13 protein-coding genes are annotated in these 12,875 nt (G+C 39.6%); 11 read left to right on the plus strand and 2 right to left on the minus strand.

The genetic code is table 11. From position 1 onward, the window contains the following. On the minus strand, positions 1-2,449 hold a 2,449-nt coding region (gene rne / locus HRT96_RS18855), incomplete at its 3' end, for a ribonuclease E (RefSeq protein WP_293159752.1). Between the two features lie 541 nt (positions 2,450-2,990). Here rne and rluC point away from each other — a divergent pair. Beyond that, complete coding sequence (gene rluC / locus HRT96_RS18860) at positions 2,991-3,944, plus strand: 23S rRNA pseudouridine(955/2504/2580) synthase RluC (protein ID WP_293159754.1); 954 nt, start codon at positions 2,991-2,993, stop codon at positions 3,942-3,944. A gap of 105 nt (positions 3,945-4,049) precedes the next feature. Here rluC and HRT96_RS18865 read toward each other — a convergent pair whose 3' ends face one another. Beyond that, positions 4,050-4,637, minus strand: a complete 588-nt coding sequence (locus HRT96_RS18865) for a nucleoside triphosphate pyrophosphatase (RefSeq protein WP_293159756.1) — start codon at positions 4,635-4,637, stop codon at positions 4,050-4,052. Between the two features lie 104 nt (positions 4,638-4,741). Here HRT96_RS18865 and yceD point away from each other — a divergent pair, with 104 nt between their 5' ends. The 10 genes from yceD to holB all read left to right on the plus strand — a co-directional run bounded on the left by yceD (position 4,742) and on the right by holB (position 12,874). Then, positions 4,742-5,290, plus strand: coding sequence for a 23S rRNA accumulation protein YceD (gene yceD, locus HRT96_RS18870; RefSeq protein WP_293159758.1), 549 nt, complete (start codon positions 4,742-4,744; stop codon positions 5,288-5,290). Positions 5,291-5,306: 16 nt separating this feature from the next. Further along, positions 5,307-5,477, plus strand: coding sequence for a 50S ribosomal protein L32 (gene rpmF, locus HRT96_RS18875; RefSeq protein WP_006033904.1), 171 nt, complete (start codon positions 5,307-5,309; stop codon positions 5,475-5,477). Between the two features lie 11 nt (positions 5,478-5,488). After that, positions 5,489-6,502, plus strand: coding sequence for a phosphate acyltransferase PlsX (gene plsX, locus HRT96_RS18880; RefSeq protein WP_293159760.1), 1,014 nt, complete (start codon positions 5,489-5,491; stop codon positions 6,500-6,502). A gap of 132 nt (positions 6,503-6,634) precedes the next feature. Next, entirely contained in the window at positions 6,635-7,558 is a 924-nt protein-coding gene (gene fabD, locus HRT96_RS18885) for an ACP S-malonyltransferase (protein ID WP_293159762.1), read from the plus strand. A 16-nt stretch (positions 7,559-7,574) separates the two neighbouring features. After that, positions 7,575-8,309, plus strand: a complete 735-nt coding sequence (fabG, locus tag HRT96_RS18890) for a 3-oxoacyl-ACP reductase FabG (protein WP_293159764.1) — start codon at positions 7,575-7,577, stop codon at positions 8,307-8,309. 141 nt (positions 8,310-8,450) lie between these two features. Further along, entirely contained in the window at positions 8,451-8,687 is a 237-nt protein-coding gene (acpP, locus tag HRT96_RS18895) for an acyl carrier protein (protein WP_067049274.1), read from the plus strand. Between the two features lie 130 nt (positions 8,688-8,817). Then, positions 8,818-10,062 (plus strand): beta-ketoacyl-ACP synthase II, encoded by a 1,245-nt coding sequence (gene fabF, locus HRT96_RS18900; RefSeq protein WP_293159766.1) that lies wholly within the window; start codon positions 8,818-8,820, stop codon positions 10,060-10,062. A gap of 176 nt (positions 10,063-10,238) precedes the next feature. After that, positions 10,239-11,237, plus strand: coding sequence for an endolytic transglycosylase MltG (mltG, locus tag HRT96_RS18905; protein WP_293159768.1), 999 nt, complete (start codon positions 10,239-10,241; stop codon positions 11,235-11,237). A 16-nt stretch (positions 11,238-11,253) separates the two neighbouring features. Continuing rightward, positions 11,254-11,898 carry a dTMP kinase gene (gene tmk, locus HRT96_RS18910; RefSeq protein ID WP_293159770.1) on the plus strand — a complete coding sequence of 215 codons (645 nt, stop codon included), beginning with the start codon at positions 11,254-11,256 and terminating at the stop codon, positions 11,896-11,898. Positions 11,899-11,902: 4 nt separating this feature from the next. Continuing rightward, entirely contained in the window at positions 11,903-12,874 is a 972-nt protein-coding gene (gene holB / locus HRT96_RS18915; protein WP_293159772.1) for a DNA polymerase III subunit delta', read from the plus strand. Position 12,875: the final 1 nt, after the last annotated feature.

Here is a 12,875-nt window from a genome sequence, read left to right on the forward strand (position 1 = left end):
TAACTGGCTTAGTTACTTCAGCAGTAACTGGCTTAGTCACTTCAGCAGTAACAGGTTTAGTCACTTCAGCAGTAACAGGTTTAGTCACTTCAGCAGTAACAGGTTTAGTCACTTCAGCAGTAACAGGTTTAGCTACTTCAGCAGTCACTGGTTTAGCTACTTGTTCTGTTTGTACTTGAGCATGTTCAGTTTTTTGAACATCACTAGTCTTAGCATTTCGAGGGCTACGACGAGTACGCTTAGCTGGTTGAGCGTTTTGATCACGCTGAGGCTTATCAGAAATAACTGATGTTTCAGAATTTTGCTCTGACTCAGTTGTTACTTTCTGCTCGTTGCTGGTCACTCGTACTTTTTTACGCAGAGTGCGGCGTTGACGGCGTTCAGTTAAAACAGCTTGATTTTGAGCGCTACCTTCTTCTTTTGTTTCTTTTGTTTCTTTTACGTCTTTCGACTGTCCAGCTGGTTTGCCTTGAGTCGGTGTTTTTTGTTTGGCTTCGAACTTATTATGTTGTTTTACTTCAACGTCTGCTTTTTTATTGGCGTCTTGTTGTTTGTTCTCAACATTTTCAGGGTTGCGAGGCTTGCGATTACGACGATTGCGTGGTTTACGCTGCTCATCACTATCACGGTTACTCGGGGTTTTATCCGCTACCGGTTTTTTAGGTGCTTGTTTAACTGTTTCTTTAACCACAACTTTTTCATCGCTTGCAAAGAAACCTGTAATTGCTTTACCAAGACGACTAAATACTGATTCTTTATGAGCAACTGGTTTCGCTGGTTTCGCTTGAGCAGGTGCTTTAGGTTTTGTATCGGATGTTGCGTTTTTAACCGTTTGACTTGGTTTAACTGATGCCGCATCAGGTGTATTCATTTGTTGCACAAGCGGCTGAACTGTTTCGTTATTTACTTTTGGTTCGTAACGGGTGAATTCACGAGGTTGTGCTAAATCAGTACTCGATAATTCTGAGCTATCATCATCAGCTTTAACACGAGAAACTTCGAAATTAGGTGTTTGTAAGTTCTCATTTGGAATGATGAAGCTTTTAACTTTATAGCGTTTCTCTAAACGTAGGATTGAGTTACGTTTTTCATTTAACAGATAAGCAGCAACAGGAACAGGAACTTGCGCTACGATGTGATTGGTATTTTCTTTTAGCGATTCTTCTTCGATTAATCGAAGAATAGACAGTGCTAAAGATTCATTATCACGGATCGTACCTTGGCCATCACAACGAGGGCAGACATGCGTACTAGATTCGCCAAGAGAAGGGCGGATACGTTGACGAGACATTTCCATTAAACCAAATCGTGAAATGCGGCCTAGTTGAATTCGAGCGCGATCTTGTCGTACTGCATCTCTTAAGCAATTTTCAACTTCGCGTTGATTTTTAACCGGCCCCATATCGATAAAATCGATAACAACAAGACCACCTAGATCACGTAGACGTAGTTGACGAGCAACCTCATCTGCAGCTTCTAAGTTAGTAGTTAACGCAGTCTCTTCAATATCACTACCGCGTGTTGCACGTGCAGAGTTAATATCAATTGAAGTGAGGGCCTCAGTTGGGTCAATAACAATTGAACCGCCTGATGGAAGACGAACTTCGCGTTGGAATGCGGATTCGATTTGAGTTTCAATTTGGTAATGATTGAATAAAGGTACATCACCTTGATACAACTTAATACGGTCGATAAAGTCTGGACGTATTAATTTGATGCGGTTTTTAGCTTCTTCAAACGCTTTTGGATGATCGATAAGGATCTCACCAATATCACGACGAAGATAATCGCGGATAGCACGGGCTATCACGTTACTTTCTTGATGGATTAAGAAAGTACCTTGTCGATCTTTTGCGCTGTCTTGAATGGCTTTCCAGTGATTTAACAGTACCTTAAGGTCCCAATCGAGCTCTTCTGCAGATTTACCAACACCAGCAGTACGAACAATGAGTCCCATGCCTTCTGGTAATTCTAATGTAGCAAGAGCAGATTTCAGTTCAGTACGCTCATCACCTTCGATACGACGTGAAATACCGCCTGCACGAGGGTTGTTTGGCATTAGAACAAGATAACTACCGGCTAAACTAATGAAAGTTGTTAATGCTGCACCTTTATTACCACGTTCTTCTTTTTCAATCTGAACGATAACTTCAGTGCCTTCAGCAACTACATCCTTAATACTTGGACGTCCGCGTTGCTTACCAGTACCTGATTTGAAGTAAGCTCGAGAGATTTCTTTAAGAGGGAGGAAACCGTGGCGGTCAGCACCATAATCAACAAAAGCAGCTTCTAAGCTTGGTTCTACGCGGGTAATTTTACCTTTATAGATATTTGCTTTTTTTTGTTCATGGCCTGGGCTTTCAATATCTAGATCATAAAGGCGTTGGCCATCTACTAGCGCAACGCGCAACTCTTCTTTTTGAGTTGCATTAATTAACATTCTTTTCATTTTATTATGTTCTTATAAATTAATTTTCATGCTTGGATAAATTAGTTAGATGTACATCTGGCCTTGTGTCTGTAGATAATCAACCTCTCGGCTGTTTAAATTAAGGCGCTGTTAGATGCTCTAAATGTGATCAAGTGTCTTACGATTATTTCTGCACTTATTAGATTCCATCAATAACTAACGTGTATAATTGCATTCGAAAAGGTGTCATACATAGAAGTTGAATTGCGGGAGGTGGTATCCAGCTGGATAAATGAAACTCCCTATCAACGTACACCTTATATACAAAATGTACGCTAAAAATCCGCAGCAAGAATAACGGCATCCTGGTTATTCTGAAATTATTGGTATAAATAAATGATTATTTATACCAATAGCAGATATACTAAAGCCATTATCATTCTTGGCTGTATTTTTTTAGCAGTACAGAGGGTATTATCCCATTGCCTGCATTAATATAGCAAGTTAACTTTCCATTCAATTTAGAAATACTTTTCAAATTGATACTTATACGCATTTTGAGTTAGACAATAAAATAATTATGACCGATAAAATTTCACCTAAAGTAGCATTTGTAACCATTACTGAAGACTATCAAGGACAGCGAATTGATAACTTTTTACGCACCAAGTTAAAAGGTGTGCCAAAAAGTATGATTTACCGCATCATACGTAAAGGTGAGGTGAGAGTTAACAAAGGTAGAATTAAACCTGAGTATAAATTACAGCCAGAAGATATTGTACGCATACCGCCAGTACGCGTTTCTGAAACTGAAGCTATTTCGCCATCAGCGAACCTTGATTCTGTTCGTGCGCTTGAATCGCAAATCATTTATGAGGATGACTACTTAATTGTCATCAACAAACCATCTGGAATGGCTGTTCACGGTGGTAGTGGATTAAGTTTTGGCTTAATTGAAGGATTGCGTGCGATCCGTCCTGATAGTAGATTCTTAGAATTAGTTCACCGTTTAGATCGCGATACGTCAGGTTGTTTACTGGTTGCTAAGAAACGCAGCACGCTTAAAGCGTTACATGAGCAACTGCGTTTAAAAACAATGAGAAAAGATTACCAAGCACTTGTTGCTGGTGCATGGCCACGCAGTTCTCGAATTGTAAATGCACCACTATTAAAGAACACAGTAAGCTCAGGTGAACGACTTGTACGTGTTGACAGCGAAGGTAAGGAATCTCAAACGCGTTTCAGCATCATACAGCGTTATGAACATGGCACGCTAGTGCAAGCAAGTCCTATTACAGGTCGTACGCATCAGATCCGTGTTCACGCATTACATGCCGGTCATCCGATTGCCTGTGATGATAAATATGGCGATACAGGGTTTACGAAGTACATGAACGGTTTAGGCTTAAAGCGCTTGTTCTTACACGCAGCACGCTTACAGTTCTTTAACCCTGGCACTCAAGAAACCCAGGAAGTTGAAGCGCCATTAGATATGGCGTTAGTTAGAGCGTTAGAAAAATTGAAAAAGTGTTAATCATATAAGTAATTAAGTGACATTCACTTAGTCATATTTGATTTTAAAGCCAGTATCTTTGATGCTGGCTTTTTTATGTTCTCTATTTGTTCAAGCTGTTTTCATTTAAGCTTCTAAAACGTTATATCCTTGTTCTTGTAGAATTTCCACTAAACTAATCAGGGGTAATCCAATCAAGGTATTTGGGTCTTTTCCTTCTAATTTCGAAAATAATGCAATGCCAAGTCCTTCACACATAAAACTACCTGCGCAATTATAAGGCTGTTCAGTTTCAAGGTAGTAACGAATTTGGCTCTCAGTTAAGCTTCTGAAATGCACAATAAACTGTTCTACGATCGTATCTGTGCGACCTGTGCATTGATTCACAACAGAAAGCCCTGTGTAAAAAGTTATATTTTGTGCAGAAACGGCAGATAATTGTGCAAAAGCTGTTTCAAAGTCACCTGGTTTACCTATTATTTTGTTATTAATGACACAAACCTGATCCGATCCAATGGATATTGAGTTACTATACTCCCGACTGGCAGATTGAGCCTTTTCTAGTGCTAGGCGTGATACTAGCATTTCAGCCGTTTCGTTTGGTTTGACGGTTTCATCAACTTCTGGGTTGAAGGTATCGAAAGGGCAGTTTAGTTTTTCTAATATCTGTTTACGAAATGGCGATGTGGAAGCAAGGATCAGTTTAGGTTTCATGGTTTATCTATCATCAATTATTTAATTATTTGGTGATTTTAACGACAAGTGACCTATTTTTGTAGGGAAATGTGATTTTTTTTCATTTTCCTTTTGACTCTAACATGATGAATCTATATTATCCGCAACCTATGAAAAAGGTAAAACTACCAGTAACTGTTGATCCTTATCGTACTGCTCAACTAAGATTGGATTTCAACACTTGTGTTGAAGGCAGTCTGTTGAAACGTATTACGGATGCAACGGCAGGTGAACCAAGTGATGCTGATGTATCAATATCGTTCAGTAAAGACAATCAAGGTCTTATAGTGATACAGGGTAGCGTATCACTAACCGTTAATCTTGAATGTCAGCGCTGTGGCGGGATATTTACGCAAGCTTGTGAAACCGAATTTAGATATAGTCCTGTGAAAAATGATTCACAGGTCGACGATCTGCCAGATGCTTATGAGCCCATTGAATTGGACGCAAATGGCGAAATCAATCCGATTTCATTGATTGAAGATGAAGTGATTATCAGTTTACCGCTTGTTGCTTTGCACCAAGAGGAAGATTGTTCAGTGAATCCAAATGATATGAGTTTCGGAGAAATCGAGCCTGCTGATGAGCAGCCCAACCCATTTGCAGCTTTATCTAAATTAAAGCGCAAGTAATCAGGAGTATAGGCCAATGGCTGTACAAAAAAGTAAAGTAACTCGCTCTCGCCGCGGTCAACGTCGTTCACATGACGCTCTAACTGCAGCAGCTACAACTGTTGACGTGACTTCAGGTGAAACTCACCTACGTCACAATGTAACAGCTGATGGTTACTACAAAGGCGTTAAAGTAATTAACAAATAAGTTATATTACTTTGCCTAATCTAACAATTGCGTTAGATGCCATGGGGGGCGATTTCGGCCCCCATGTCACTATCCCCGCCGCAATCAATATACTGAAAAAGTATAAAAATATCTCTATTTACCTTGTCGGTAACGAAACTGAAATAACGCCATTATTGCAGAATACCTCTACATCTATTAAATCTCGTTATACGATAATTCCAAGTCTCGATGATATACCCATGGATCTTGCCCCTGCGCTATCACTGCGTAACTTTAAGCAATCCTCTATGCGTATGGCATTGAACCTTGTCCGTGAGGGCAAAGCACAAGCTTGTGTCAGTGCAGGGAATACCGGTGCACTGATGGTGCTGTCTCGGCATTTGCTTAAAGTCCTGCCTTTTGTTGATAGACCCGCTTTAGTCTCTACACTACCTTCTGTTACAAGACAGCCGGTATATATGCTTGATCTCGGTGTTAATGTCAGTTGCGATGCCGATGCATTATTGCAATTTGCCTTAATGGGTTCTGCACTTGCTGAGCATGTCGGTAATATACCCAATCCAAAAGTCGCTTTACTTAATGTCGGACAAGAAGACATTAAAGGTAATGATCTCGTCAAACATGCCGCTCAATTACTTTCTAAACATCATAATTTAAACTATATTGGTTTTATTGAAGGTAATGATATTTTTTCTGGTAAAGCAGATGTCATTGTTTGTGATGGTTTTACCGGCAATGTAGCGCTTAAAACAAGTGAGGGTGTTGTTGACTTGGTTATTTCTCAATTAACATCTGTATCAAATAAGAACATATTTACTAAATTGTTATCATTATTGGTCAAACCACTGATAATGAACAGTCTGAGACGTTTGAAACCCGACCAGTATAACGGAGCAACTTTGTTAGGATTGCCGGGTATTGTAATTAAGAGTCATGGTAATGCTGAACAGGTTGCCTTTGAGTTTGCAATTGAACAGGCTGTAAAAGAAGTGGAAAGTGGATTAGTAAGCAAAATATCCGCAAGTCTTGATGTGATTGATTAAGATCCAACTTTTATCATTTTATTCGTCTCTTCACTTGAAAAATTCAACAGATATCCTCATATTACTTTTTAGTTAGATAAGTTCATTTTCAAATTGATATATGAATTTTTATTGATTTTTTATAGGTAATTTATGTCAAAGTATGCAGTCGTATTCCCAGGTCAAGGCTCACAAGCAATCGGCATGCTTGCTGATCTTGCTTTAGATCATCCAATTGTAGAGCAGACGTTTTCACAAGCAAGTGAAATTCTTGGCTATGACCTATGGGATTTAGTGCAAAATGGAACAGTTGAAGATTTAAGCCAAACCCATATCACACAACCCGCATTATTGGCTACCTCTGTTGCATTGTGGCGAATTGCCGCCGCGAAAGAAACGTTTAAACCATCATTACTTGCTGGTCACAGTTTAGGTGAATACTCAGCATTAGTATGTGCTGGTGTGATTAAATTCGAAGACGCAATTGCACTTGTGGAATTACGTGGACAATTAATGCAACAAGCCGTACCACAAGGTATTGGTGCAATGGCCGCTGTTATTGGTTTAGATAACGATGCGACAGTTGCAGCTTGTGCAAAAGCGGCTGAAGAAGAAGTGGTATCAGCGGTAAACTTTAATTCACCTGGTCAGGTGGTTATTGCCGGTAATAAAGCCGCAGTTGCGCGTGCGTCTGCATTATGTATTGAAGCGGGTGCAAGACGTGTTATGCCTTTACCAGTAAGCGTACCGTCTCATTGTTCATTAATGAAACCGGCTGCTGATGAATTAAAAATCGCATTACAACAAGTTACTTTTAATACACCTGTCATTAAGTTGATTAATAATGTTGATGTAGCGTCACCAACGGATGCGGATAGCATTAAAGATGCGCTTATACGTCAACTTTATATGCCAGTACGCTGGACTGAAGTGATAGAAGCTATGGCGAAAGAAGACATTACAGCGTTATATGAATTCGGACCTGGTAAAGTACTTACAGGTCTTGTTAAGCGTATTGATAAAACGATTAAAGGTAGTGCAGTCAATAATCAAGCAACAATTGCTGATTTTGCATAACAGTAGGAATAAATAAATGAGTTTTTCAAGTAAAACAGTACTCGTTACAGGCGCAAGCCGTGGTATTGGTCGCGCAATCGCGGAACATTTTGCAAAGTTAGGTGCCAAAGTGATTGGTACCGCAACTTCTGCACAAGGTGCTGAGCGTATTGGCGCTTATTTAGGTGAAGCAGGATTTGGTTTAGAACTTAATGTGACAAATCAAGATTCTGTCGATGCATTATATGCTGAAATAAAAACCCGTGTTGGTCACATTGATATTTTGGTGAATAATGCCGGAATTACAGCAGATAATATCTTCTTGCGTATGAAAGAAGATGAATGGTGTAATGTTATTGATACTAACTTGACCTCTTTATACCGTCTATGTAAGCCTTGCTTACGCGGTATGATGAAGCAACGTTTTGGTCGTATCATTAATATTGGTTCGGTTGTTGGCTCTACTGGTAATGGTGGTCAAGCTAACTATGCTGCGGCTAAGTCAGGCTTATTAGGTTTTACTAAATCACTTGCAATTGAAATCGCGTCTCGTGGTATCACTGTGAATGCCGTCGCACCTGGTTTTATCGAAACTGATATGACGAGTGAATTAACGGAAGAACAAAAACAAACAATATTAGCTCAAGTACCAACCAATCGTCTTGGTAGTACTGCTGAGATAGCTGAAACCGTTGGATTTTTAGCATCTGATGGTGCAAGCTATATTACGGGTGAAACTATCCACGTAAATGGCGGCATGTATATGGCTTAGCCGTTTATATTTGATTTTGTTTGTAAATTTGCGATCTTTTTCACCAATCGTGGTTTGACCACCGAGTTAGGGGTTGCAAGTTTATGAGTAATCAATAAACTACTAATCAAAGCATTAAATATTTTTCAAAGGAAAGTAAACATGAGTAACTTCGAAGAACGCGTAAAAAAAATCATTATCGAACAACTAGGTGTTAAAGAAGAAGAAGTTAAAAACGAAGCTTCTTTCGTTGATGATCTAGGTGCTGATTCTCTAGATACAGTTGAACTTGTTATGGCTCTAGAAGAAGAATTCGATACTGATATCCCGGATGATGAAGCAGAGAAAATCACGACTGTTCAAGCTGCAATCGACTTCGTTGTTTCTAGCGCTGAATAATTCAGCTGATTAGTTTCTCACTGAGAAATAATCAAATTAAAGTAATTATAATGGTGACGTTATAATTATTTTTATAAATATTAAAAGCGGTCGCAAGACCGCTTTTTTTTTGTCTATTTGGAGAACGAGTGTGGCTAATAGAAGAGTTGTAATTACAGGATTAGGTATTGTTTCACCGGTTGGTAACTCTGTTACGACTGCATGGGAAGCAATTAAATCTGGTACCAGCGGCATTGAAAATATTGAGCACTTTGATACCACTAATTTTTCAACAAAATTTGCTGGCTTAGTTAATGATTTTGATGCTGAAGCGGTTGGACTCAACCGTAAAGACTGCCGTAAAATGGATTTATTTATCCAATACGGGATCGTAGCGGCAGAGCAAGCAATTAAAGATTCAGGGTTAGTGATCACTGAACAAAATGCAACCCGAGTTGGTACTGCAATTGGTTCTGGTATCGGTGGACTAGGCCTGATCGAGAAAAATGTGCATAATTTTGTTAAAGGTGGTGCACGTAAAGTGAGCCCATTCTTTGTACCTTCAACGATTGTTAATATGGTTGCTGGTCATGTGTCTATCCGCAACAACCTGAAAGGTCCAAACATTGCCATTGCAACTGCTTGTACTTCAGGGACACACTGTATTGGTCAATCTGCGCGTATGATTGCATATGGTGATGCCGATGTAATGGTTGCCGGTGGTGCTGAAAAGGCATCAACAGAAATGGGCATGGCGGGCTTTGGCTCAGCAAAAGCATTATCAACACGTAATGATGACCCACAAAAAGCCAGTCGACCTTGGGATAAAGACCGAGATGGTTTTGTGCTTGGCGACGGTGCAGGAATTTTAGTACTAGAAGAATATGAGCATGCAGTAGCACGTGGTGCAACGATCTATGCTGAATTAGTTGGTTTTGGTATGAGTGGTGATGCTTTCCATATGACATCACCTCCTGAAGACGGAGCCGGTGCTGCTCTTGCAATGAGTAATGCAATTGCTGATGCGGGTATTAAAGCCAGTGATGTGGGTTATGTGAATGCGCATGGTACGTCAACACCTGCTGGCGATAAAGCTGAAACCGCCGCCGTTAAATCTGTATTTGGCGAGCACGCTTATAAACTTGCTGTTAGCTCAACAAAATCAATGACAGGCCATCTTTTAGGTGCCGCTGGTGCAATCGAGGCGATTTTTACAATCTTAGCTTTAAGAGATCAGATCTTACCGCCTACGATCAACTTGGAAAATCCGAGTGAAGGTTGTGATCTGGACTTTGTCACTGATGGCGCTCGTGCTGTGAGTATGGAATACGCGTTATCCAACTCATTTGGTTTTGGTGGCACCAATGGTTCTCTGCTATTTAAAAAAGCGGACTAATATATCAAAGACCTAACGTGAGATGCTTAATTACTCATTTTGGTATAACAAACATAATAAATAAGTGTTTTCGTTATTTGTTATTCACATGCAAGGTGATTAAACACACCTTGCATGTATCAAACAATTTTTCATTGGTGTAAAATGTGTGCTGAATTTAATTTATGCATCGAGCTATGAAAAAGATAATTACTGCTATTTCCTTACTGTTTACCGTTCTATTGATTGCTGGTGTACTTTTCTATTCACGCTTCCAATCATTTGTATCAGCTGAACGCGTACAAACAGATCATATCCTTACTGTTTCTTCGGGTGATACCGCGCAATCAATAGCTAATCAAATGATTGCGGAGAGTAACTTTGAATCTAAAGTCTTTCTACGTGTCTTTTTTAAACAAAATCCCAGTATTACCAATATTAAACTTGGTTCGTATCAAGTAACAGCAGGCTGGAATTTCCAAACGTTATTCGAGCACCTGGTATCTGGAGATGAATTTCAGCATAAAATCACCTTCATCGAAGGCTCAACATTTAAAGAGTGGCGTAAGCAGTTATCTCAAGCAACGGGTATTATTGATGATACGGCTGACTTATCTGAAGTCGAATTAGCGCAGTTATTACAAATAGAAAACTCAAAGCTGGAAGGCTTGATGCTGCCTGAAACCTATTTTTATCCGCAGGGGATGTTAGTTTCAGCGCTATATTTAAAATCACATAAAAAACTCCAAGCATATTTAAATTCTGCATGGGAAACACGAGATAAAAATTTACCGCTCAAAACACCTTATGAAGCGCTGATTCTTGCTTCTATCATAGAGAAAGAGACGGGATTAGAAAGCGAAAGAACGACAGTATCGTCTGTGTTTATTAACCGATTGAACCGACGTATGCGTTTACAGACTGACCCCACTGTTATTTATGGCATGGGTGACGACTATAAAGGTAATATCCGTCGTAAACACTTACGTCAAAAAACAGATTACAACACCTATGTGATTAGAGGTTTGCCGCCAACACCGATTGCAATGGTTGGAAAAACATCGATTGATGCGGCATTGCATCCAGCCAAAACAAGCTATTTATATTTTGTTGCCAGTGGTGACGGTGGTCATTATTTTTCAAAGAATTTAAAACAACACAATCGTGCTGTTCGTAAATACATTTTAAAAAAATAAATTGAAGAGAGTTATTGTGCAAGCAAAATTTTTAGTAATCGAAGGCCTTGAAGGCGCAGGAAAAAGTACTGCAGTAAGCACTGTGATTAATTGGTTAGCGGAGCAGGGGATCACCGATGTGATAACCACACGTGAACCAGGCGGAACAAAATTAGCCGAAAAGATGCGTGCTATTGTTAAAGACGTTGATACCGAAGAGCCGTTGACTGAATCAGCCGAGTTAATGCTAATGTATGCAGCACGTGCACAATTAGTGGAAAATGTCATTAAACCAGCCCTAGCGAAAGGTCAATGGGTTGTTGGTGATCGTCATGATCTTTCTTCTATTGCTTACCAAGGTGGCGGCCGTGGTTTTGATATTGGTGTGTTGAATACACTACGTCAAGTAGCTATTGGTGACTTCAAACCGGATATGACGTTATTGTTAGATATCGATCCCGCAGTGGGCTTAGAACGCGCCAAAGTACGCGGTGAATTAGACCGTATTGAATTAGAGCAACTGTCTTTTTTCGAGCGTATTGGCGCAAAATACCAAGAACTTGCAGCCGCGGATGACACTATCTATAGTGTTGATGCGGGACAGAATATTGATAATGTTCAAGCACAGATCCGTGACGTATTAGCCAATCATGTTGATTGTCATAATAGAAATGTAGATTAATTAGATGCTATATCCTTGGTTACTACCTCATTGGGAAAAACAACAGACGCAAATGACAGCAGGTCGTTTACATCATGCTCTGTTTATTACCAGTGCTAGCGGTATGGGTAAACTGTCGTATGCGCAGACACTTGCCCAAACATTATTATGCAAAGAGCCAATCGGTTGGGAACCTTGCCATCAATGCCATTCTTGTCAGTTATTCGAGACAAGTGTACATCCTGATTATTATTTGGTTTCCACCGAACCCGGTAAAGTGATTGGTGTTGACAGAATAAGACATATCAGTCAGAAGTTGAACGAGCACTCACAACTTGGTGGTAATAAAGTGGTGATCATCGAGCATGCTGAAAGTTTTAATTTAGCCTCTGCTAATGCATTGCTTAAAACATTAGAAGAGCCGAGTGATGGTAGCTATCTCATTTTGCTTGCCGAAAATAAGTCCCAGGTTCTGCCTACTATTTATAGTCGTTGTCAGAAATTGCATCTTCCGGCCCCGGCTGAGCAGGAGTCAATGGCATGGTTACAACAACAGTTTCCGATAGAAAGTCCAACGCTGACCGCTATTCGTATTAATCATGGTGCACCGTTGCACACGCTAAGTTACTTAAATAATGGCGATGATGATTTACGTAAAGAGATATTCTCTAATATTACGTTGTTAACAACACAGCCAGCGGCGATCACCCGATTATGTGAAATAATCTCTGATCGTACTTTAGAGAAGCTATCTTGGTTACAATTTATCTTACTTGATTTACAGAAAGTTAAGCGTGGGGTGAGCATTGATTATATTGTCAATACTGATCAGCTTGAATGGTTAACACATTTCTCAACGCAATTATCACAAGATAAAATTACTCAACTACAATCAGAATTAACAGGGTTACGTCAGCTATTAATGCAAAATAATAATTTAACCGCTGAAACATTGGTTCTGTCATTTTTAATTAAACTAAAAAGATTCATAAATTAAT

The sequence above is a fragment of the Moritella sp. genome, from assembly GCF_013215705.1.
Lineage (GTDB): Bacteria > Pseudomonadota > Gammaproteobacteria > Enterobacterales > Moritellaceae > Moritella.

Excerpts from the sequence above, each read along its gene's own strand:
- rluC (WP_293159754.1), top strand. The coding sequence starts at position 2,991 with ATGACCGATAAAATTTCACCTAAAGTAGCATTTGTAACCATTACTGAA.
- acpP (WP_067049274.1), top strand. The coding sequence starts at position 8,451 with ATGAGTAACTTCGAAGAACGCGTAAAAAAAATCATTATCGAACAACTA.
- rpmF (WP_006033904.1), top strand. The coding sequence starts at position 5,307 with ATGGCTGTACAAAAAAGTAAAGTAACTCGCTCTCGCCGCGGTCAACGT.
- yceD (WP_293159758.1), top strand. The coding sequence starts at position 4,742 with ATGATGAATCTATATTATCCGCAACCTATGAAAAAGGTAAAACTACCA.
- HRT96_RS18865 (WP_293159756.1), bottom strand. The coding sequence starts at position 4,637 with ATGAAACCTAAACTGATCCTTGCTTCCACATCGCCATTTCGTAAACAG.
- fabD (WP_293159762.1), top strand. The coding sequence starts at position 6,635 with ATGTCAAAGTATGCAGTCGTATTCCCAGGTCAAGGCTCACAAGCAATC.
- fabG (WP_293159764.1), top strand. The coding sequence starts at position 7,575 with ATGAGTTTTTCAAGTAAAACAGTACTCGTTACAGGCGCAAGCCGTGGT.
- mltG (WP_293159768.1), top strand. The coding sequence starts at position 10,239 with ATGAAAAAGATAATTACTGCTATTTCCTTACTGTTTACCGTTCTATTG.
- holB (WP_293159772.1), top strand. The coding sequence starts at position 11,903 with ATGCTATATCCTTGGTTACTACCTCATTGGGAAAAACAACAGACGCAA.